The organism is uncultured Clostridium sp. (assembly GCF_947039605.1).
In the GTDB taxonomy this organism is placed as follows: Bacteria; Bacillota; Clostridia; order Clostridiales; family Clostridiaceae; genus Sarcina.
Genome location: NZ_CAMQZG010000036.1, coordinates 1 through 22,970 on the forward strand (window position 1 = coordinate 1; position 22,970 = coordinate 22,970).

A 22,970-nucleotide genomic window follows, 5' to 3' on the forward strand; every position below is an offset into this window, starting at 1 on the left:
TAATCGAAAAACAAAAAAAAGGACATCGACATTGTAGTTTGTCGACGTCCTGAGGTTGTCCTTTCGGACAACCTTTTAATTTTATGATTATAAAATTCTTCTAGCAGAAGTTACATTTTTTAAGTTCCATGATGAAATATCAACATTAGAACCAGGCTTAGGAGCTTGAATATACTCCCCACCCCCTATGTAAATAGCTACATGATAAGGTGAATCTCCACCCCAGAAGATTAAATCACCAGCTTGTAATTGATTTAAAGGAACAGAAGTACCTTGATCAATTTGAGCGTAAGTATTATCTCCTATTTGGTATCCAAAGTGAGCATATACATAGTGAGTTAAACCTGAACAATCAAAAGCATTTGGTCCAAGTGCTCCCCATACATAAGGTCTTCCAAGGAAATTCATAGCATATGAGACAATAGCTTGTCCGCTAGCTGATCCTGGGTTAACAGAAGGTGTAGGTGCTGGTTTTGGAGTAGGTTTCACATCAGGTTTAACTGGTGTAGGCGCTGGCTTCACATCAGGTTTAACTGGTGTAGGCGCTGGCTTCACATCAGGTTTAACTGGTGTAGGTGCTAGCTTCACATCAGGTTTAACTGGTGTAATAACTTTATGCTGTTTAATGTCATTAATTTTAGTCTGACTAGTATTAATAGCATTAGTAACTTGTGTTTTAATAGCAGCAGAATCAGTTGTGCTTGCTATATGTTGTAAAACTGTAACTGCATTAGTTGCTTGATGTACAGTTGTTGCTTTTTGAAGTAATTCAATAGAAGCAGCAGCTGTTGCCTTAGCTTGTTCAAGTTTTTGTGATTGATAAGCTGAGTTACTTTGCATTTTCTTTAATAAAGTCTGTGCAGATGTTTTATTAGTATTTAATGATGCAAGTTTAGATTCGTTTGATGATTTTAAATCATTAAGTTTTTTCTGCGTTGTATCCATTGAATTTTTAGCAGCTTGAGTTTTTTCAACTGATTGATGATCTAAAGTCATAAGTTTATTTATTGCATAAAATCTTGAAATAACTTGACCAAGGTTTTTTGATGAAAGCATTAATGATAAGAAACCATTGTTATTATCATTTTGGTATATTGATTTAATTCTTGATGCCTCCATTTGTAAATCTTTCTGGTATTCAGCTGTAAAGATTTTTAATTGTTTTTCATTATTAGTTATTTGCACGTTATTATTATTGATTTGTCTGCTTAAATTAGAAATTTCGTTACTAATTTGCTCTAAGTTAGTTTGAGCTGTTTCTAATTGAGCCTGCGCATCATTATAAGCTTTTTGTTGAACCTCAACATTAGCTTTTGCTGTAGTACTATTTGGTAACGCTGGAGCTGCCATAGCAACTGTGCTAACGCCCCCTAACATACTTACTGTTAGTAAGCAAGTGATTGCTGTTTTCTTCATAGTAAATTATTATAAATAGATTAATCTATTTATATTTCCTCCTTATTGTTTAGTATATTTAAAGCCTCTATAAAACTTTATTAATATTTTTAAACATTTGTGTATATATGATATAACTTTTATAATTATACACAGAATTATATGTAAAGTCTACTTTAGGAAGGATAATATGAATGGAAAGTTAACGCTGTGACTTAAATTCGTAATAAAAATTCATAAATCTGGAAGTAACTTTTATAAATTTAGTAATTAAATTCATAAATACAGAAGTCAATCATTAGATAATAATTGATAATATAATAAAAATTAATCTTATTTATAGAAAAATGAGTTTAACAATCAATATTAAAGTGATTAAAAAAAGGCATATGTGATATAATAAAAATATATATCTATATAGTAATAGCTATAATCGAAATGACAGGAGGACAAAATTATGTCAGGTATATTGAATTTACAAAAAAATGATATTTTAGACTTAACAAAAAGAGATCCTTCATTAGATAGGATAGAACTAGGTGCAGGATGGGACGTTGCGAAGAAAGGCTTTTTTGGATTTGGACAAAAAGATTTTGATTTAGATCTAATTGCAATATTGTTAGACTCTTCAAATAAATTAATATCAAAGGATAGTTTAATTTATTATAGTAATATGAGACAAAAAGGGATAATATTACATGGAGATAACAGAACTGGTGCTGGTGATGGGGATGATGAAACAATTTCAGTATCTTTAAATAATCTTGATGCTAATTGTCACAAAGTAGTTTTTGCAGTTACAATTTATGATGGAATTGGAAGAAAGCAAAATTTTGATCAAGTAAAAAATGCATATATTAGATTGCTTGATGAAGATAAAGGGAAAAATGAAATTTGTAGGTTTAACTTATCAAGTAGTGCTGGTGAGAAAACAACATTAGTATTTGCAGAACTTTATAGAGAAGGTTCAAATTGGCAGTTTAAAGCTGTTGGAGAACTTTTAGACACAGATATAAAAGGGCTTACTCAAAAATTTATATAGAGGTGATTAATGATGGGAATTAATTTAGGTGGAAACTTTTCAGGAATGGGGAATGGAGAAAATACAGGTGCATCAGCACCAATACTAAATCTTCAGAAGAATGATATTTTAGATTTAACTAAAAGAAATCCAGGACTTAAAAAAGTAACTCTTGGAGCCGGTTGGGATATAGCAGCTGGTGGATCAGATTTTGATTTAGATATAGCAGCATTCTTATTAGATGCAAATAATAAATTTACGGATGTATCAAATGTTATATTCTTTAATAATAAAATGGGAAAAGGAATTCAACTTGGTGGAGATAATAGAACAGGTGCTGGTAATGGTGATGATGAAATTATTAAAATTAATTTAGAAGAAATAGACCCAAGTAGACAAAAGGTGATATTTGTAGTTACGATACATGGTGCACAACAAAAAAGACAAACATTTGGTATGATAAATAATTCATATGTTAGACTTTTAGATGATGCAAATACAGGAAAAGAAATTTGTAGATTTAATTTAAAAGAAGATGGTTCTACAGCAACATCAGTTGTATTTGCAGAGCTTTATAGAACAGGGATGGATTGGCAGTTTAAAGCTTTAGGCGAGGGTAAACTTGCTGATTTAAATGGCGTACTTGGACTATATCAATAAAAGAATCAAAAGCATGGCGAAAGCCATGCTTTTTTAATTTGAATCAGAACTAGAAATGATTTTATGTGAAATTACTTTGTTTTCTGAAATTGTAATTTTAAGATATTCGTTATTCATTGAGAGTGAGTTTTTTAAATCCCAATAATAGCTAGTGCTATCATAATTTTCTGTTTCATAATTTTCAGGTCCTAAAAGATTAAATAAATCAGTGCTAGACATACCATTAAGATGATAATTTTTTAATAAATTATTTACTGATTCAAATCTCAAATTAGGCACATTTTCCCAGTTTTCACTGCTAAATGTGCTTACATATACATTACTCTCAGCTGCTAGAAAAGGCATAATACTTATAGATGTACCAAATAAAACTATAAGAGAAAAACAGATTTTAATAATCATATTTTTCCTTTTTAGAAAAATAAATTCTATAAAAATTATGATTATAGCTAAAATTAATGGAGAAAATGCAATAATATAAAGTGTATGTGCAAACAACCAATTAGCACCACTGACTCCATTTTTTAAAAAAGCGGTAGTAGATGTGTTATAGGAAGGAAATTCCCAGTATGTAAGTAAAAACCAAAAAATAGCCATGATGCAAAGTAAGATGAAACTAATTATTGATAAGCTAGTAGTAATAGTTTTATTAAATTCCTTCATAATAGTCCTTTCAAATATGCAATATTATATTTTATATGATAGTACATATTATACAACTTATTAAATATTAATAAAAAGTTAATAATATAGTTAAAATATCGTAATTAGAGTATATTATTATTAAAATTACAAAAAAAGTATATTTTAATGAGTAAATTTATAATAAAAGGTATTTTATTTAGAAAAATAAAAAAAACACAAATAATTGTGTTTTTAATTTAAAGTAAGTATTTAGTTGGTATCTTCAACCATAGAATTTTCTTCTAATAAGTTTATTAAATCACCATTTTTATCTATAACAAATTTTTTTAAAATATTCCCATTTTCATTAATTTTAGTACAGATAATAACATTATAACCATTCGAAGTTACCGGTTCTGAGGTATAAATATATCTTTTTCCATTTTCAAAAAGTTCTAAAGAGCCATCCCATGTAGGAAAGTTTGGTGCTTCCTTAGAAAAAGTTTTATTCTCTAAAATAGGAAGAGATTCTTTAATTATATGATTTTTAATTGGAATATCTCTATTGATAAAAGTAAGGTATTCAGCTGCTTGTTCTAATTGCATTTTTTCAATATCACTATAAAGATTCGTATCATTTAAAGCGGTTTCATGATATTTTTCTGGAAATAATTCTAAAACATTAGTATGAAAATCTTTGATATTTGTAGGTTCTTTATATTCAATTTCTGTATATCTATCATTTTCAGGGTTAACATCAAAAGATATTACCGTTGGGGTAACACTAGTACCACTAACACAAGTTAGAGTTTCATTTTGTATACCATAATTACTTACAGAGGCAATTACATAGACAGTAACTATATTTTCTTCTATTTCAGAACCGAGAACAACATGTCCTTGTGTACTTAATTCTGAATCATCTAATCTTTCTGCTGTTGTAAGAATAGACTTACTAATAGCCTTATTTAGAGCCACGTCATTTATATCATTAATATTAATATGTTCTATTTTAGTTGGTACTGCTTCTTCTTTAGTAATAGCAGTACCACAAGCCATAAGCATAGAGGCAAGTAATATGACAGAAAAAATTAATGTAAGCGTTTTATTTTTCATATGAAAACCCCCTAATCACCAAATTATAGCATTATTATACACGTTGATTATGTTAATAGTCTTTGATATTAAAGAATCTTAATTTAAACGTAATATTTATTAATAATATTTAAAAAATGCATATAATTTGTAAGGTTTTCTATAATCTGCTTACAAAACTATTGTAATAATATGGTAAAATGTTAAGTGGTATTTTAGTTTGTATAAGGGGGAATATTATGTTTAAGAAAAATAAAGAAAAGAAAGTTAAGGTTAAAAAAGAAAAAAAGGGGTTTTTTAGAAGAAAAAAAGAAGAAAAAAATTTACACTCACAAAATGAAGATTTAAATATAGATATTCAAATTTTGAAAGCAGAAATTAAAAATGAGTTAATAAAGGAAATAATTGCACAAATTAATGTATCAGTATTAGAAAAAATTAAAAAAGATTTAAAAGAGAGTATAAAAAGGGAGATAAGATCAGAATTAAAAGAAGAAATAGCAAAAGATATATTGCTTGAAATTAAGGTGAAGGAGGTAAGAGAAAAAAAATTAAGAGAGAAACTTGCTATGAATAAAAAAAAGTATGTTAATGATATTAAAAATGTAGAGCGAAGTATAAAAGTAAGTGATGAAGAGTGTATAAGGCATTTTTTGACCTCTGAAGAATTTAAGAATGTTGTTAGTAAAGATAAACATAAAAATTCACTAATACTTGAAATAAAAAAAGAAAATCCTATAGTTAGTGTACAAAAAGAGAGTAAGGTCAATATATCTCAAAACGAAATAAATAAAACAGAAATAATGAGTGATGATAGAACTATGAAGCTTGAACTTGATAGAACGGAATTTGACTTAGGAAGTTCCTCTGATACAAATAATGATGAAATGTTTTTTGAGGAAGAGTCTAATACAGAGATTGCTATAGGTAGTGGAGAAGAGAGCTTTGCACAAAGTATAAAAAGTTTTGCAAAAGAGCAGGGGGAAAATATAAAGAAAGTAGGAAGTGATGTTAAAGTTATTAGTCGAAAAGGATATGAATTGAGTAAAGAAGAGATTGAAAAGATAAGAAATAGTGATGCATTTAAAAATTATGTGGAAAAAATTAAGAGTTTAAAAAATAAAATATAGAGTTACTACTTATAACAAAAAATAAAGGTATTATATTTTTAGCTGATATTATGAGAGTTGGGAGTTATTTGGCTAGAAAAGTAGCGCTCCTATTAATGGTATAAAACATAAAAATTATGTTAATGAAAAAAAAGTTGTATTATATAAAAACTTATGATATACTAACGTAGTCGCAAGACTTAATAAAAAAAATTTAGGTTAGTAGTTCTTTTATATTTTTTAAAAGTTATTTACCAACGCTAAACTTTTTAAATTTTAGGAGGATTATTATGCAAGATAAAACAATAGTATGTAGAGATTGTAACGAAGAATTCATATTCACTTCAGGTGAGCAAGAGTTCTACAAAGAAAAAGGTTTCGATAACGAGCCTACAAGATGTGCTTCATGCAGAAGAGCAAGAAAAGCACAAAACAACAGATACTAATTTGAAGTTTTAGAAGTTAGTTTAGGCTAACTTCTTTTTTTATATAAATTTATAAAAATATACATAACTAGCAGTATTAATCCAAGTGATTAGTGCTTTTTTTGAGTTGTTTGTAAAATAAAGTGAAAGGGCTATTATCTAATATGTTGTAAACAACAATACATTTGATAATAGCCTTTTTATTAATTAAAGTTTATATGGCAGTAACCATTCGGATTTTTTTGTAAATATTTTTGGTGAGAATCTTCTGCTCTATAATATTTGTCTAAAGGTTTTACTTCAGTAACTATTTTTTTTATGTGATTTTTTTGTTCTTTCTCTAAACTAAGTTCAATAGTTGTAATATCAATAGGATCAAAATAATAAATTCCTGTTCTATATTGACTTCCAATATCATTTCCTTGCTTATTTAAAGATGTTGGTGTAATTATAGACCAAAAATTATCAAGAAGCACTTCAAAAGTTATAATATCTTCATTAAAAATTATTCTGCAAGCTTCAGCATAATTAGTATTTCCACCGCAAATTAACTCATATGTTGGATTATCTATTTTCCCATTTACATAACAAACCTCTGTTTCACTAACACCATCAAGTCTTCTAAAGAATTCTTCAACTCCCCAAAAACAACCACCTGCTAAAATTATCTCTTTCATAAATTATGACTCCTTTTCTAAAAAAATAAATATGTTTATATAATTTATTATAGCTTAAAATTTAAAAAGTATTAAATAATATTGAAATCTAAAGTTTATCTGTAGTTTAAGTGAAGAATATTTCAAATTTATTACGAATAGACCAAAAATATTACTTTTAACTTGTAAAAAGATTTAATTTAATCTTATATACAGTATTAAATAACTTTTTATACTGTTCTAGGAGTATATAATAAAATGCTTATAAAACCTTTATTTAAAAGGGTTTAGGGCTTATAAAAATTAAAAAAATTTAGAAAAAAAATGAATTAGAAGTGTAGTAAGTAGATATACTAAGAGAATACGAGAATTATAAAGATAATTTGATTAGAATATCTTTAATTGATTAAATTTAGACTTTTAATCAGATTTTTATTGTATGTGAAGTTCTATATAATTAAAGTATAGCAAGAGGGAGTAAAATCTCAATTATTAAATTTAAGGAGTGAATGACATGAGTAAAGGGGCCTTTAAGAATTTTAAGTTTAAAAACTTAAGCTTCAAAAATAAAGTTGTTATGGCACCAGAGTCAAGTAACTGTGCAAATTCACAAGGATTTGCAACAGAGTTTCATTTTAATCACTATGATAGTAAAGCACTTAATGGTGTAGGAACAGTTGTTGTTGAGGCAACTGCGGTTGATAAAGAAGGTAGAGAAACACAAAAAGATCTTGGAATCTGGAGTGATAAACATATAAAAGGACTAAAAAAAATAGCGAGTTCAATAAAGAAGAAAGAATCAGTAGCTGGAATACAGTTATTTCATTTTGGAAAAAATGGACAGGTAAACTTAGAAGAAGATAATCTAGAGAAAAAAGAATTTTCAATCAAAGATATAAAGAATATAATTAAAGCCTTTAAGAAGGCAACAAAAAGAGCTTTAAAAGCTGGTTTTGATTTTGTGGAAATAAATGGAGAGTTAATAACGGGATTTTTATCAAGTGATTTAAATAAAAGAACAGATTCTTATGGTGGAAAATTTGAAAATAGAGCAAGACTGTTAAAAGAAATAGTTATAGGCATAAGAGAAGTACTGCCAAGTGAAAAAGTATTAGCTGTAAGGTTAGCAGCCGATTTATACGTAACAGATAAAGAGAAGCAAGAACTTAAAAGACTAATAGAAATACTTAGAAAAGAGGGGGTAGACCTTGTTAATTTAAGTACAGAAAATGAAAAAGAGATAGAAAGTGCTACTTTAGTAGAAGTGAAAAATAAAGAAATAGAAAAAGAGTTACCAGTAGTTGAAGGTGGCTTGATAAATATAGCATTTGAAGATGCTGACATATTAAATACAAAGCATGGATTAGCATTTTTAGGACAAGCTATACTAAGAGATAGTTATTGGATAATTAATGAGATGAAAAGCTTTGTAGAAGCAACTAGATATTCAGTATTACAATAAAAGTAGAAGTAACGTCTAATATAGGCGTTATTTTTTTTGCAAAGAAAAAGAGTACTATAAAAGTACCCAACCCTCTTGACCTTGAACTGTAACAAGATACATATATTTATTTTTTGAAACTTTTAACATAGATGTTGCAGTAGTTTCAATAGGAGTGTTTGTTGAAACAATTTCCTTTGAATATTGTGATGGATAAAAATAAAGTTTAGTGTTTGCAGGTAAATATACTTTTTGATTAGTTTTTTCAAGTTTAGTTGATTTTAAAGTATATTTTACTGTAGATGCACCCGCGTTTATAAATCCAGTATCAGTCACACCATCTGAATCTATGATTGAATAGATATAAGGTGCAGGTTTAGTTTCTGAATCTTCATTATAAGGTTCTGTTGAAACTCCTTGGTTCGCAATGATAGAAGTATTTATATCAGGAGTTGAATTACAAAGACCCAAACCATTTACAAGGAATTGTATATAAGTTTGATTATTTTTTGTTATAGTAAGATAACTAGAGCCAGCAGGAATGCTGTAGTGACTATTTGCTATTGTACTATTAGTTTTCTGATATGAATTCATGCTTTCAATAGGAATATTACTCCGTACATTACAACTATAATTAAGACTTTTCTGTGTATATGAATAATAGTTACTTTCAGTAATTTTCGCACTATAGAAAATTTCCATCTTCCAGTTATTCATTTTGACCGAGTCAATAGTTATATCTACAACAAAGTTTGTTGGGTATTGTGATTTTATAAAAGGTAAAACACTTGCTTTATATTTCATAAAGTAAGGGAAATCTTTTTCATTTAAGAAGTGTATTCCATAGTCAAGAAGAGGTTTTATTTTTTTTACCTTTGGTTTTATAGTAACTATTTTATGAACTTCTATAATTTTTTTTGGTTTTGGTTCATTTTGTTTCTTCATATATATTAAAGTGCCTGCAATACCAACAAGTAAAGCAGCAGCAATTATTCCTATAATTATATTTTTTTTCATGTTTTTTCTCCTATGAAATTCGTTATATTACCATAAATAATTATACTTCGATATAGAAAAGTAAAGTAGGAGAAAAGGATTCAAGAGTATTACAAAAAATATATTGAAAGGGCTTGTTAACTAAAATTTAAAAATATATTAGACATTCATTTACACTATGTTGGAGATAAGTTAATTTTTTATTGATATTATGAAACTAACAATAAAAAAGACTGAATATTAGTGAAATGAAGGTGGATTATAAATGGTGAAAATGTTGATTATAGGTGGGACAAGTTTTATAGGAAGTTTTATGACGAAACAATTGATTAAGCTAGGTTATAGTGTAGATATGATTGTAGAAACAAAAGAGTCAGTTTCCTTTGTGGGATATAATAAAATTTTAGTTTGTGATAGAAGTAAAGAGGATAATTTAAAAGAATTACTAATAGATACAAGATATGATTATATTGTAGATATAGATAATCATATAAAAAAAGATGTCATGAATCTTTTAAATATATCTAGTGAAAAAAATATTGGTAAGTATATTCTTTGTTCAAGTAATGAGATGTGTAATGATTTTATAACCTATATAGCTAAATAGTATTAAAGCAAAAAATATAAAGTATATATAGTGAATGAACTAAAGTATTAGTTTATTCACTTTTTTCTATGATTTTAGTGATATAATTGGAATTCAAAGTTTATAAAATAAAAAAATATATTTACAAAAGATAAAGAAAGAAGGAAAACAATGAAAAAAGCTTTTAAACTTTTTCTAATATTCCTAAAAATAGGCGTATCTATTCATGGTGGTGGGTATGTAATGATTGGGGTTATGGAAAGAGAGCTCGTAGAAAAAAGAAAGATGATAGATGAAGATAGTTATATGGAAATTATAGCGGTATGTCAGAGCCTGCCAGGGCCTATTGCAGTTACGTCTGCTACATTTGTAGGTTATAGGTTGAATAAACTGGTAGGTGCTATTGTATGCCTTGCAGGGATAATAATACCTGCATTTATCACAGTAATTTTAGTTGCTAGTGTGCTTTTGAATTTTCATAATGTAGTTTATGTAAAACATGCATTACTTGGAATAAGGGCAGCAGTACCTATACTTGTATTATCAGCAGTTTTAAAGTTTTGGAAAAAACTTGATAAAACAATTCATAACATAGCATTTGGTCTTATAGCACTTATAGCACTTGACTATTTTGGACTAAATGCAGCAATACTAATAGTCTTTTCTGCAATTTATGGAATAGTTGCTTATAGAACTTTCCTTAAGAAAAAGGAGGGTAAATAGATGTTGCTTAGTATATATTTAGCATTTTTAAAGATTGGTGCATTTGCCTTTGGTGGTGGATATGCTATGCTGCCTTTTATAAAACAAGTTTTAGTTAGTGAACATGGATGGATTACAGCAACTCAGCTTAGTTCATATATTGGGATAGTTCAAATCGCATCAGGTCCTGTTACTGTAAATTTATCTACATATGTAGGATTTAAAGTCGCGGGATTTTGGGGGGCATTTGTAGCTGTTGTAGGGATTTCTACAATTCCATTTATTTTAGTTTTAGTAGCATGTGTTGTTTTTGAAAAGTTAAAAAATTCAAAAACATGGAAAGATGCGCTTCTAGGGATGAAACCTGCACTTATAGCACTTATATTTAGTGCTTTCATAACAATGTCTAGTATTTATAAATTAGATATAAGAGAAGTTGTTATTGGGGCGATTGCAGCAGTATTAGTTTTATATAGAAAGATGTCAGCGCTTTTTGTAATAATAATATGTGCAGTAGCGGGAATAATTTTATATTGGTAAAGTTTACAGGTAAGTATAAATAAAAGTTTATGCTTACTTTTTTTATATTATTAAGAATATTTTTCAAAAATTTCCAAAAAAAGTATTTACAAAAAAATATATAAAAGATATAATTTAACAAAGCCGAGAATTATTACTTGGTTAATTTTTTACACAGATATGTATTCGTATGAGATACAAGTGTTTTTGTTAGTTATTGGGGAATAAAGAAAAAGGGGGAATTAAATTGGCAAAATACATACTTAAAAGAGTATTAATAAGTCTTGTAACAATATGGGCAGTTATTACTGTAACATTTTTTTTAATAAGACTTATGCCAGGTGGACCATTTGATGGAGAGAAGGTAACACCTGAAGTAAAGGCACAACTTAATGAAAAATATGGGTTGGACAAGCCATTATCGGAACAATATTTTATATATATGAAGAACCTTGCAAAAGGTGATATGGGAGAATCTATGGTCTTCGTTGGAAGAAGTGTAAATGAAAATATAGAATATTCATTCCCAACATCAGCTAAGCTTGGTGGAGTTTCAATTCTGTTTTCACTTATAGTAGGTGTTTTATTTGGAATTATAGCAGCATTAAAAGCGGGGAGATGGCCGGATAAATTATGTATGATACTGGCCACAATAGGAATGACCATTCCAAGTTTTGTAATAGGGTCAGTCTTAATATTTGTGTTTGCAGTAAAGCTTGGAGTGCTTCCAGCGATAGGATTCACAGAACCTGCGAATTATATAATGCCAGTTATAGCATTATCAGGTAGTGCAATGGCATTTATAACAAGACTTACAAGAACAAGACTTGCAGATGTTTTAAAATCAGATTATATAAGAACAGCAAAAGCTAAGGGTCTTAGTAATAGAGTAATTATCATAAAGCATGCTCTTAGAAATTCACTTATTCCAGTTATAACTTATCTTGGGCCACTTACAGCAGGGGTTCTAACAGGAAGTTTTGTAGTAGAGCAGATGTTTGCAATACCAGGCCTTGGAAATGAGTTTGTTTTATCTGTTGGTAATAGAGATTATACAGCATTACTTGGAATTACAGTATTCTATTGTACATTAATAGTAGTTTGTAATTTAATAGTTGATGTTTTATATGGAATTATAGATCCAAGAATTAAATTAGAGGGGTAGGGTATTTATGGAAATTAAAGAAGAATTATATCAGGATTTAAAGTTAGATAAAGATGCCTTTACACCACTTTCAAATGATGAGAAAAAGGTTGAGGCAGTAGTAAGACCAAGTGTTGGTTATTGGAAAGATGCATGGAGAAGACTTAAAGAAAATAAACTTGCGTTATTCTCTCTTGTAGCAATTATATTAATTATACTTGCAGCAGTATTTTATCCTATGATATCACCATTTGCATATAATGAGAATAATCTTGAACTTGCAAATCAAGCTCCTAATGGGGTGCATTTCTTTGGAACAGATCATCTTGGTAGAGATATTTTAGTTAGAGTTATGTATGGTGCTAGATATTCCCTTATGATAGGGATATCAGCAGCAGTTATAAATATTATTATCGGAGTTATTTATGGAGGAATCTCAGGTTTCATAGGTGGAAAAGTTGATAACTTTATGATGAGAATAGTTGATGTATTATACTCAATTCCACTTACAATTTACGTTATTATTTTTATGGCAGTTTTTTCTACACCAGGTGAAGATAATGGTAGTGGTATAGGAACTATAATTCTTGCATTATGTATATCTTATTGGATTAATATGGCAAGAATAGTTAGAGGGGAAGTACTTCAGCTTAAACAACAAGAGTTTGTACTTGCAGCAAAAGCGCTAGGAGCTTCAAAAGCAAGGATTTTATTTAGACACCTTATACCAAATTGTGTAGGGTCAATAATTGTAACAATGACACTTTTAATTCCACAAGCTATATTTACAGAGGCATTCCTTGCGTTTATAGGGCTTGGGATAAACCCACCACTAGCATCACTTGGAACACTTGCAAATGAAGCACAAAAAGTTATAAGTATTTATCCATATCAATTATTATTCCCAGCTCTTATGATATGTATGATAATACTTGCATTTAACTTATTCGGGGATGGTCTTACAGAGGCTTTAGACCCTAAAAACAGAGTTTAGGAGGAAGTTATGGAAAAATTATTAGAAGTCAAAAATTTAAAAACTCACTTTGAAACTCATGTTGGAAATGTCCAAGCTGTAAGAGGTGTCACTTTTGACCTTGGATATGGGGAAGCTATTGGAGTAGTTGGAGAATCTGGTTCTGGAAAATCAGTAACTATGATGTCTGTTTTAAAACTTTTAACAGCTAATGGAAAAATTAGTGATGGAGAAGTTATTTTTAAAGGTAAAGATATAAAAAATTATACAGAAAAACAGATGGAAGTTATAAGGGGAAAAGAAATAGCAATGATATTCCAAGACCCTATGACTTCATTAAATCCTGTTTTAAAAGTAGGTGACCAACTTACAGAACACCTTATAAAACATGAAAAAATAAGCAAAAAAGAGGCCATGGTAAAAGCAATAGATATGCTTGAACTTGTGGGGATTCCAAGTCCAAAAAAGAGAATTAATCAATACCCTCATGAATTTTCAGGTGGTATGAGACAAAGGGTTATGATAGCTATGAGCCTTATATGCAATCCAAAACTTATAGTAGCAGATGAGCCTACAACAGCACTTGATGTTACTATTCAAGCACAGATTCTTGATTTAATGAAAGCTTTAAAGGATAAATTTGATACATCTATAATCCTTATAACTCATGATTTAGGCGTTGTAGCAGACCTTTGTACAAGAGTTAATGTTATGTATGGGGGCGTTATTATAGAAAAAGGAACAACTGAAGAAATTTTCTACAATGGAAGACATCCCTACACATGGGGACTTTTAAGAAGTGTACCAAATCCTAAGGAAACTATAAAAGGAAAATTAAAGCCAATAGATGGACAACCACCAGATTTATTAAAGCCACCAGTAGGGTGCCCATTTGCAGCTAGATGTGATCATGCAATGAAAGTTTGTATAGAAAAAATGCCACCTTGCTTTAAAGTAAGTGAAACTCAGGAAACTTCTTGTTGGCTTTGCCACAAAGATGCACCAAAAGTTGAGGGGTTTGTAATTAAGGAGGGAATAGATAATGAATAATGAAGTTGTTTTAGAAGTAAAAGGCTTACAAAAGTTCTTTCCTATTAATAAAGGTTTATTTAAACCTAAAAGTTATGTTAAGGCAGTTGATGATATTTCATTTACTATAAATAAAGGTGAAACACTTGGGCTTGTAGGTGAGTCAGGGTGTGGAAAAACTACTACAGGAAGAACTATTTTAAAATTATATGAACCAACAGGGGGAAATATAATTTTTAATGGTGAAGATATTACAGATTTATCAGACCAACAAATGGTTCCACTAAGAAGAAAAATGCAAATGATTTTCCAAGATCCATATGCATCTTTAAATCCAAGAATGACTGTTGGGGACATTGTAGGTGAGTCAATAGATGTTCATAAACTTTACAAAGGTGCTCAAAGAGAAGAAAGAATAAAAACTCTACTTTTAAAAGTTGGACTTAGTGGTGATTCTATCAATAGATACCCACATGAATTCTCAGGTGGTCAAAGACAAAGAATAGGAATTGCAAGAGCACTTGCAGTAGAACCAGATTTAATTATTTGTGATGAACCTATATCAGCGCTTGATGTTTCAATTCAAGCTCAGGTTATTAATATGCTAGAAGAGTTACAGGAAGAAATGGGGCTTACTTACTTATTTATAGCACATGACCTTTGTATGGTTAAACATATTTCAACTCATATAGGAGTTATGTATCTTGGAAAGATGGTTGAAAAAGGTCCAAGTGATGATGTTTATACAAAACCTAGACATCCATATACACAAGCACTTTTATCAGCAGTTCCAATTCCAGATCCAAGAATAGCAAAAAGCAATCAAAGAATAGTTCTAGAGGGAGATATTCCATCACCTATAGACCCACCAGATGGTTGTAGATTTGCAGGCAGATGTAGCAAAGTTATGGATATTTGTAATAGAGAATGTCCAAGTCTTAAAGAGATTGAAACAGGACACTTTGTAGCATGTCATTTATTTAATTAGCACAAATTTTCAAAATGATATTAAGTTGCGCTACGCAATATAATATAAATAAAAATTAATAAGGGGGCAATTTTTATGAAATTAACAAGACTTAAAAAGTTTTGTGCAATTGCTATGGCATTAGCAATTAGTACAAGTACACTTGTAGCTTGTGGTGGTGATTCATCAGCAGGTGATGGGGGTGCTGTAGAACAAAAAATAATATTTAATATGGGGGCTGATCCAAAAACTCTTGACCCAGCATTAAGTCAAGAAAGTCAAGCTAGTTCAGTTATATCAAATGCATTTGAGGGACTTATGAAAATAGGACCTGAAGAAAAAATAATTCCTGGGGTAGCAAAAGAACATACATTATCAGAAGATGGTCTTGTATATACATTTAAATTAAGAGAGGATGCAAAGTGGTCAGATGGAAGCAAAGTTACAGCAAATGATTTTGATTATGCTTGGAAAAGAGCATTAGCGAAAGAAACAGCGGCAACATATGCATATCAACTTTACTATATTAAAGGTGCAGAAGCTTATAATAAAGGTGAGGGGAAAGTAGAAGATTTAGGGCTTAAAGTTATAGACGAAGCTACGTTTGAGGTAACTCTTGAAAATCCTACTCCATATTTCTTAGAACTTATGGCATTCCCAACATACTATCCTGTTAAAAAGGAAGTTGTTGAAGGTAATGATGCTTGGGCAACAAAGCCAGAAACTTATATTTCAAATGGACCATTTACAATGACTGAGTTCAATCAAAAACAATCAATAGTATTTAAGAAAAATGAAAATTACTGGAATAAAGATAAAATTAAACTTGAAACTTTAGATGTTAGAATGGTTGCAGATCAAAATTCAGCATATTCATCATTTAAATCAGGTGGAATGGATATGGTAGACTCAATTCCACCAGCTGAAATTCAAGGTGCGGTTGCGAGTGGACTTGGAACGGTATTCCCTCAACTTGGGACATATTACTTCTCAGTTAACGTAACAGGAAATGACTTAAGCCACGAGGCATTAAGAGATCCTAAAGTAATAGAAGCTTTAAATCTTGCTATAAATAGAGAGTTATTGGTTAAAAATGTAACTAAGGGAGAACAAGCTCCGGCTACAAGTTTTGTACCTTCAAGTATGAAAGGAATAGATGGAAAACCATTTAGTAAAGAATATTTTCCACCTGCTGGAGATATAGAAAAAGCTAAAAAATTATTAGAAGAAGCTGGATACCCAGGAGGTAAAGGTCTTCCAACATTTGAATTAATGTTTAATACAGAAGGTTCTCATAGTGAAATAGCTCAGGCTGTTCAAGGTATGTGGACAGATATTGGAGTTAAAACAGAACTTAAAAACCAAGAATGGAAAGTATTCCAAGATACAAGAGTTAACAAGCAATACCAAATTGCTAGAGATGGGTGGATAGGTGATTATATTGATGCTATGACATTCCTTGATTTATTTGTAACGAATGTAGGTCTTAATAACCCAGGATACTCAAATCCTGAGTTTGATAAACTTATAAATGCAGCAAAGGCGGAGCCAGATGTTGCAAAACGAGAGCAACAACTTAAAGATGCAGAGGCTATATTGATGGCTGATATGCCATTAATACCAATCTATTTCTATACACAACCAAAAGGTATTCAAAAGAATATTAAAGGTGTAAGAGTAACTCAACTTGGTAAAATTCAATTTGAAGATGCTTACGTAGAAGCTAAATAATATATTTAAAAAAGTACCTCTAGAATAATAAGTTCTAGGGGTACTTTTGCCTTTCTTGAAAATAATAATTTAAAAATAAAAAAGGATAAAAAATATTAATTCATATAATATACACATTGACTTAATAGAAAATTAATAATATAATCGACTTAAAGCTTATAATTTTTAAAATATAAAATAAGTATTTTTAATTTAATATATAAGAAAAAAATAGGAGGAGACGAATGACGGATGAGTTTAAAGTAGATAACATAGGAAATAAGTGGATAATTGCTTCAATATTATTACTTGGAACATTTATAGCTTTTTTAAATGAAACTGCTCTTACAACAGCTTTGCCAACAATTATTAGAGAGTTGCATTTAACAACATCTAACGGTCAATGGCTTACAACTGCATTTATGCTAACTTCAGGAATAATGGTTCCTATGACAGCATTTTTAATTAAAAGATTTTCAACAAGAGGATTATTTTTTGTATCTATGGGACTATTTGCTGTTGGAACACTTATAGGGTCTGTAGCACCAAGTTTTGATGTTCTTCTTATAGCAAGGATAATACAAGCTATGGGAGCAGGTATTATATTACCACTTATGCAAACCGTATTTTTATTCATTTTCCCAGCAGAAGAACGTGGAACAGCAATGGGGATAATGGGAGTAGTAATTTCATTTGCACCAGCTATTGGACCAACATTTGCAGGTTGGCTAGTAGAACATTATCGCTGGCAAGATTTATTTTACATAACATTACCAATAGCAATTATAGATATAATTTTAGGATATTTTTTACTCAAAAATATTAAGAAGAGTGAAAAAGCGAGTATTGATATTTTATCAGTATTGACTTCAACTATAGGATTTGGAGGATTACTTTATGGATTTAGTAATGCTGGAACATATGGATGGGGAAGTTCAAAATTCTTAATTCCAACTATTGTAGGACTTCTAGGTTTAGTAATATTTACATATAGACAATTTACAATGAAGAGTCCATTCTTAAATTTAAGAGTATTTAAAAGTAAGGTATTTTCATTTGCTACATTAATAGTATTAATAGTTTTTGCAGGATTTTTATCAACAGAAGTTATTTTACCTTTATATGTGCAAACAGCTAGGGGATTTACTTCATTTGAATCAGGACTTTTACTGCTACCAGGAGCATTAATTCTTGGGGTAATGAGTCCGATTACAGGTAGACTATTTGATAAGTTTGGTGGAAGGCTTTTAGTTCTTTCAGGGCTTTTACTTGTAACTATTGGTACTTTAAGCTTTATGTTCTTAACAGCTACAACTTCTTTAGTATTTATATCAGTAATGTATGCTATAAGATTACTTGGAATTGCACTGTTTATGATGCCACTTACTACTATAAGTTTAAATGCTTTAGAGAAAGAATTTTATTCTCATGGAATAGCAGCCAGTACAACTCTAAGACAAGTTGCAGCATCAATTGGTACTGCAATACTAATTACAATAATGGTTAATGGAGCTAAATATTCGAACATTATAAACCCAGAGTCAGCAATGATTCATGGAATGAATATATCATTTGGAGTTGCTTCATTATTTACACTAATTTCTTTTTTATTAGCATTTTTTGTTTTAAAAAAAGATAACAAGAAAGTTTAAAGTTTTAATTTATACATATTTGAGAAAGAAGGACTATATTTAGTGAAAACTAGATGTAGTCCTATTTTTTATAGTTATAAATTAAAAATCATAATAAAAAGAATACTGAAAACTATACAATATAAATTGTCTTATGAAATTAAATGGTATAAAATGGTATTACAAAGACTAGCTAAGCTATAAGGACTAGGGGGGGGAGGTAAAATATGATTATTAATGGAAGTGAAATGCAAATTTCAAGTTGTAGAGTAATTGAGATATTAGAAAAATTAAATCTTGATAGCAAAAAAGTTGTGGTTGAGATTAATATGGATATTATACCAGTAGAAGAGTTTAGTGAGAGAATTATTCAGACCGATGATAAGATTGAAATTATATCATTTGTTGGTGGTGGCTAATAAATGAGTAGTATAAATGTAAAGATTAATGAAGAGGAAGTAAGCGTAGATATAGAAGCTACTGTTTTTGCTCTTAAAGCCCTATATAAGAAAGATGCAGATGTGATTATAGTTAATGGATTTCCTATTAAGGAAGACAAGCCTATTAAAGAAAATGATAGTATAAGTTTTATTAAAAAAGGTGAGAAGTTATCATATGAACAAGTTGAATCTGTGATGATGGCAAGGCATACGCCTTTAGTATATGAAAAACTCAAAAAAGCAAAAGTTGGAATTGCAGGTCTTGGAGGTCTTGGGTCTAATATTGCTAGTATGCTTGCTAGAATTGGGATAGGAGAGCTTGTTATAGTTGATTTTGATATAGTTGAGCCTAGTAATTTAAATAGACAAAACTATTTTATAAGTCAACTTGGAGAGTTTAAAACAGATACTACTATTAAAAATATAGAAATGATAAATCCTTTTATTAAGGTAGAAAAAATAGATGCTTTTTTAGATAAAACAAATTGCATTGAAATTTTTAAAGACTGTGATGTAGTTATTGAAGCTTTTGATGATGCAAAGTGTAAGGCAGAGCTTGTGAATACACTTCTTACAAAATCAAAAAAAATAATAGTTTCAGGTAGTGGAATGGCTGGTGTTTATCCATCTAACACTATAAAAACAAAAAGAATGAATAGTAGATTTTATGTCTGTGGGGATCAAGTTTCAGAGGCTAGAGAGTTTTGTGGACTTATGTCTACAAGAGTGAATATAGCGGCTGGGCATATGGCAAATACAGCAGTTAGAATAATACTTGGTGAAATAAATAATGGGGGAGATTTATAAGATGAAAGATGAATTGAAAATTGGTGGGAAAGTTTTAAGTTCTAGATTATTTATAGGTAGTGGAAAGACTACTAATATAAAAGTTCCAGAAATAATAGAGGCTTCAGGAAGTCAGGTTATTACAATGGCAGTTAGAAGGGTTGATTTACAGAATACACAGGAAAATATAGTAGATTACATTCCTAAAGATATGATACTTATGCCAAATACTTCAGGTGCTAGAAATGCACAGGAAGCAGTTAGAATTGCTAGGATTGCAAAGGCTATGGGACTTGGTAATTGGATTAAGATAGAGGTTATAAATGATTCAAGATATTTGATGCCTGATAATATAGAAACTCTAAAGGCAACACAGATACTTTCAAAAGAAGGATTTGAAGTATTCGCATATATGAATCCAGATTTAACAGTTGGAAGATATATGATGGAGGCAGGAGCAGCTGCAGTTATGCCACTTGCAGCCCCTATTGGTACAAATAGAGGTCTTAGAACAAAAGAAATTATACAACTTATGATAGATGAACTTGATACTCATATTATAGTAGATGCAGGGATTGGAATGCCATCTCATGCAGCAGAAGCTATGGAAATGGGTGCTAGTGCAGTATTACTTAATACAGCTATCTCATCAAGTAATAACCCAGTACTTATGGCAGAGGCGTTTAAAGATGCAGTAAAAGCAGGTAGAAATGCCTATCTAGCAAAAGGTGGAGAAGTTTCAAGCATTGCTAAGGCTTCATCTCCACTGCTTGGGTTCTTAGATTAAGATGTCATTTTTAAATATTATTGAAGAATTTGAAAACTTTGATTTTACTGGGTATTTTGATAAAGTTTCAGATTTAGATATTTTAAATTCAATTAATAGAAATAAAAAAGATTATACTGATTTACTAAACTTACTTTCTCCAAAGGCTGAAAAGTTTTTAGAGAATATGGCAAGGGGGGCAAATGATATAACTACAAGAAATTTTGGAAAGACTATTCTTTTATATACTCCAATGTATATTTCAAATATATGTGTTAATAAATGTGCTTATTGTACTTATAATATAGAGAATGATATTGTAAGAAAAAAACTTACAGTGGAGCAAATTGATGAAGAAGGAAAAAGAATAAATGCAGAAGGTTTTAGAAATATTCTAGTTTTAACAGGTGAAAGTGAAAAGCATACTAATGCTGATTATGTGGTTGAGTCTGTAAAAATTTTAAGAAAGCATTTTGAGTCTATAACAATAGAAATCTATCCTATGAAGGAAGATGATTATAAGAGAGTTGTAGAAAATGGAGTAGATGGGCTAACTGTATATCAAGAAGTTTATGATAGAGAAGTATATAAGAATGTTCATCTTGCAGGACCTAAAAGAAATTATAACTTTAGACTTGATGCACCAGAGAGAGGGGCAAAAGCTGGGATAAGGAATTTAAATATAGGAGCGCTACTTGGACTTAATGAATTTAGAAGAGAAATGTTTTTTACAATAATGCATGGGAAATATCTTTTAGATAAATATCCAATGGTAAATTTATCATTCTCATTCCCAAGAATTAGACCACATAAAGGAATATTCCATTTAGTAGATGAGGTTAGTGATAGAAATTTGGTGCAGTCTATACTTGTAGCAAGATTATTTCATCATAATGCAGGGATTAATATTTCAACTAGAGAAAGAGAAGGTTTTAGAGAAAATTTAATTCCTCTTGGTGTTACAAAAATGTCAGCAGGTGTTTCAACTGATGTAGGTGGACATTCTCTTGAAGAAGATAAGGGAGAAAAGCAGTTTGAAATATGTGATGATAGAAGTACTAATGAGATAAAAGAGGTATTAAATAATCTTGGTTATCAAGCAATATTCAAAGACTGGGATAGTATATAGATGAGTTATATATGTCTTATTACAAATAGAAATTTAGTAAGTTCAGATGAAGAATACTTTAGAGTTATAGAAGAAGCTATAAATGCAGGAATAGACCATATAATTTTAAGAGAAAAAGAACTTCCATATAAAATAGTTTTAGGTTATGCAATTAAGATTAAAGGTATGATAGGGAGTAGAAAAACAAAGCTTTTTATAAATTCAATGTATAAAATAAAAAATGAGATAGAAGGTGTAGGAATACACATGCCTTATAATATGTTTATAGAATTAAAGAATGATATAAATGGTGAAATAGGAGTATCAGTTCATAGTGTAGAAGAGGCTATAAATGCATATAAACTTGGTGCTTCATATATTTTATGTTCTAATATTTATGAAACAAATTGTAAAAAAGGTTTAAAAGGAAAAGGACTTTTATTTATAAAAGAGATTAAAAGTAAAGTGCCTATAAAAGTAATTGCACTTGGTGGAATAAATATTTTGAATTATAAAGAAGTATTAAATAGTGGTGCTGATGGGATAGGTATAATGAGTGATATTATGAAAAATGATGATGTGTATAATTTAGTAGTTAAATATAAAAGTTGTAATTAGAAATTTATTTAAATAAGTTTTATTGTCAATTTAAATTGATTATAAAACTTATTTTAAAAAAAACAAAATGCAAATGAGAAGTAGACCATAAGGCAGAAATATTGGTAAAGGGTTATAAATAAAAATAATTAAAGCTCTATTATAATAAATTAATCAATCTAAAAAAGATTAAATTGCTAGTTGAATTTTAAAAATAATATAAAGAATTATATTATTATAAAGAATTTTTTAGAGTTTCTAGAAGAAAACGTTTTAAAAAGAATAGATTTATAAAGAATTCTATTATTATAGAAATTTATAATACTTATAGTATAATAGTTATATAGAAACAAATGATGGAAGGCGGCATATATTATGAAAGATTTGGCTAAAAGAGAATTAAGACATTTATTTGCAAAATATGAAGAAGAAATAGGTAAAAAAACAAATGAGGAAATCATTGGCGAAATCGCTATAGAAATGGCAAAAGAGGGTGCAAACATACCTCCAATGGATGAATTAAAAATAGAAATATATGAAGCTTTAATAGTTTATAAAACAGAACATAATTTATATTAATAGCGATACCT

The 22,970-nt window shown here is 29.4% G+C and carries 25 protein-coding genes; 20 read left to right on the forward strand and 5 right to left on the reverse strand.

Annotation, left to right across the window (positions count from 1 at the left end):
- Nucleotides 1–87: 87 nt before the first annotated feature.
- The gene (locus tag Q0V24_RS12595; protein WP_297522028.1) at nt 88–1,416 is read right to left on the reverse strand and encodes an NlpC/P60 family protein; all 1,329 of its coding nucleotides are present in this window, start codon (nt 1,414–1,416) and stop codon (nt 88–90) included.
- Nucleotides 1,417–1,852: 436 nt separating this feature from the next.
- Between Q0V24_RS12595 and Q0V24_RS12600 the strand changes: the two genes are divergently transcribed.
- Both Q0V24_RS12600 and Q0V24_RS12605 read left to right on the forward strand, forming a co-directional pair.
- Nucleotides 1,853–2,437, forward strand: coding sequence for a TerD family protein (locus tag Q0V24_RS12600; protein WP_297522030.1), 585 nt, complete (start codon nt 1,853–1,855; stop codon nt 2,435–2,437).
- A 12-nt stretch (nt 2,438–2,449) separates the two neighbouring features.
- Nucleotides 2,450–3,076 (forward strand): TerD family protein, encoded by a 627-nt coding sequence (locus Q0V24_RS12605; protein WP_297522032.1) that lies wholly within the window; start codon nt 2,450–2,452, stop codon nt 3,074–3,076.
- Between the two features lie 33 nt (nt 3,077–3,109).
- Here Q0V24_RS12605 and Q0V24_RS12610 read toward each other — a convergent pair whose 3' ends face one another.
- Both Q0V24_RS12610 and Q0V24_RS12615 read right to left on the reverse strand, forming a co-directional pair.
- Nucleotides 3,110–3,478, reverse strand: coding sequence for a hypothetical protein (locus Q0V24_RS12610; RefSeq protein WP_297522034.1), 369 nt, complete (start codon nt 3,476–3,478; stop codon nt 3,110–3,112).
- A gap of 492 nt (nt 3,479–3,970) precedes the next feature.
- The gene (locus tag Q0V24_RS12615; RefSeq protein ID WP_297522036.1) at nt 3,971–4,816 is read right to left on the reverse strand and encodes a hypothetical protein; all 846 of its coding nucleotides are present in this window, start codon (nt 4,814–4,816) and stop codon (nt 3,971–3,973) included.
- A gap of 218 nt (nt 4,817–5,034) precedes the next feature.
- Between Q0V24_RS12615 and Q0V24_RS12620 the strand changes: the two genes are divergently transcribed.
- Nucleotides 5,035–5,925 (forward strand): hypothetical protein, encoded by an 891-nt coding sequence (locus tag Q0V24_RS12620; protein ID WP_297522038.1) that lies wholly within the window; start codon nt 5,035–5,037, stop codon nt 5,923–5,925.
- A 269-nt stretch (nt 5,926–6,194) separates the two neighbouring features.
- Entirely contained in the window at nt 6,195–6,350 is a 156-nt protein-coding gene (locus Q0V24_RS12625; protein WP_297522040.1) for a zinc-ribbon domain-containing protein, read from the forward strand.
- Between the two features lie 182 nt (nt 6,351–6,532).
- Here Q0V24_RS12625 and msrA read toward each other — a convergent pair whose 3' ends face one another.
- The gene (gene msrA, locus Q0V24_RS12630; protein ID WP_297522042.1) at nt 6,533–7,006 is read right to left on the reverse strand and encodes a peptide-methionine (S)-S-oxide reductase MsrA; all 474 of its coding nucleotides are present in this window, start codon (nt 7,004–7,006) and stop codon (nt 6,533–6,535) included.
- 493 nt (nt 7,007–7,499) lie between these two features.
- On the opposite strand from msrA, the gene Q0V24_RS12635 reads away from it, so the two are divergent.
- Entirely contained in the window at nt 7,500–8,447 is a 948-nt protein-coding gene (locus Q0V24_RS12635; RefSeq protein ID WP_297522044.1) for an NADPH dehydrogenase, read from the forward strand.
- A 54-nt stretch (nt 8,448–8,501) separates the two neighbouring features.
- Here the strand turns inward: Q0V24_RS12635 and Q0V24_RS12640 are convergent, their stop codons facing one another.
- Nucleotides 8,502–9,443, reverse strand: coding sequence for a hypothetical protein (locus Q0V24_RS12640; protein ID WP_297522046.1), 942 nt, complete (start codon nt 9,441–9,443; stop codon nt 8,502–8,504).
- A gap of 244 nt (nt 9,444–9,687) precedes the next feature.
- Here Q0V24_RS12640 and Q0V24_RS12645 point away from each other — a divergent pair, with 244 nt between their 5' ends.
- The 15 genes from Q0V24_RS12645 (at nt 9,688) to Q0V24_RS12715 (ending at nt 22,959) form a co-directional block, all read left to right on the forward strand.
- Nucleotides 9,688–10,029, forward strand: coding sequence for an NAD-dependent epimerase/dehydratase family protein (locus tag Q0V24_RS12645; protein ID WP_297522047.1), 342 nt, complete (start codon nt 9,688–9,690; stop codon nt 10,027–10,029).
- 150 nt (nt 10,030–10,179) lie between these two features.
- Nucleotides 10,180–10,731, forward strand: coding sequence for a chromate transporter (locus tag Q0V24_RS12650; RefSeq protein WP_297522049.1), 552 nt, complete (start codon nt 10,180–10,182; stop codon nt 10,729–10,731).
- Nucleotides 10,732–11,250 carry a chromate transporter gene (locus tag Q0V24_RS12655; RefSeq protein ID WP_297522052.1) on the forward strand — a complete coding sequence of 173 codons (519 nt, stop codon included), beginning with the start codon at nt 10,732–10,734 and terminating at the stop codon, nt 11,248–11,250. It begins immediately after the preceding gene.
- Nucleotides 11,251–11,476: 226 nt separating this feature from the next.
- Nucleotides 11,477–12,394 carry an ABC transporter permease gene (locus Q0V24_RS12660; protein ID WP_297522054.1) on the forward strand — a complete coding sequence of 306 codons (918 nt, stop codon included), beginning with the start codon at nt 11,477–11,479 and terminating at the stop codon, nt 12,392–12,394.
- 7 nt (nt 12,395–12,401) lie between these two features.
- Nucleotides 12,402–13,367 carry an ABC transporter permease gene (locus tag Q0V24_RS12665; protein ID WP_297522057.1) on the forward strand — a complete coding sequence of 322 codons (966 nt, stop codon included), beginning with the start codon at nt 12,402–12,404 and terminating at the stop codon, nt 13,365–13,367.
- Between the two features lie 9 nt (nt 13,368–13,376).
- Nucleotides 13,377–14,396 carry an ABC transporter ATP-binding protein gene (locus tag Q0V24_RS12670; RefSeq protein WP_297522059.1) on the forward strand — a complete coding sequence of 340 codons (1,020 nt, stop codon included), beginning with the start codon at nt 13,377–13,379 and terminating at the stop codon, nt 14,394–14,396.
- Nucleotides 14,389–15,363 (forward strand): ABC transporter ATP-binding protein, encoded by a 975-nt coding sequence (locus tag Q0V24_RS12675; protein WP_297522061.1) that lies wholly within the window; start codon nt 14,389–14,391, stop codon nt 15,361–15,363. Before Q0V24_RS12670 ends, Q0V24_RS12675 begins: the two co-directional genes overlap by 8 nt.
- A gap of 75 nt (nt 15,364–15,438) precedes the next feature.
- On the forward strand, nt 15,439–17,073 hold the full coding sequence (locus Q0V24_RS12680) for a peptide ABC transporter substrate-binding protein (RefSeq protein WP_297522063.1): 1,635 nt from the start codon (nt 15,439–15,441) through the stop codon (nt 17,071–17,073).
- A gap of 224 nt (nt 17,074–17,297) precedes the next feature.
- A complete protein-coding gene (locus Q0V24_RS12685; RefSeq protein WP_297522064.1) occupies nt 17,298–18,704 on the forward strand; it encodes an MDR family MFS transporter in 1,407 nt (468 codons plus the stop codon).
- Between the two features lie 206 nt (nt 18,705–18,910).
- Complete coding sequence (gene thiS, locus Q0V24_RS12690) at nt 18,911–19,102, forward strand: sulfur carrier protein ThiS (protein ID WP_297522065.1); 192 nt, start codon at nt 18,911–18,913, stop codon at nt 19,100–19,102.
- A 12-nt stretch (nt 19,103–19,114) separates the two neighbouring features.
- On the forward strand, nt 19,115–19,930 hold the full coding sequence (thiF, locus tag Q0V24_RS12695; protein ID WP_366938308.1) for a sulfur carrier protein ThiS adenylyltransferase ThiF: 816 nt from the start codon (nt 19,115–19,117) through the stop codon (nt 19,928–19,930).
- 1 nt (nt 19,931) lies between these two features.
- Nucleotides 19,932–20,696: a thiazole synthase gene (locus Q0V24_RS12700; protein WP_297522068.1), complete on the forward strand. Its 765-nt coding sequence runs from the start codon at nt 19,932–19,934 to the stop codon at nt 20,694–20,696.
- A 1-nt stretch (nt 20,697) separates the two neighbouring features.
- A complete protein-coding gene (thiH, locus tag Q0V24_RS12705; protein ID WP_297522070.1) occupies nt 20,698–21,804 on the forward strand; it encodes a 2-iminoacetate synthase ThiH in 1,107 nt (368 codons plus the stop codon).
- A complete protein-coding gene (locus Q0V24_RS12710) occupies nt 21,805–22,401 on the forward strand; it encodes a thiamine phosphate synthase (protein WP_297522072.1) in 597 nt (198 codons plus the stop codon). It abuts the gene before it with no gap.
- Nucleotides 22,402–22,755: 354 nt separating this feature from the next.
- Nucleotides 22,756–22,959, forward strand: coding sequence for a hypothetical protein (locus Q0V24_RS12715; RefSeq protein ID WP_297522074.1), 204 nt, complete (start codon nt 22,756–22,758; stop codon nt 22,957–22,959).
- Nucleotides 22,960–22,970 lie beyond the last annotated feature (11 nt).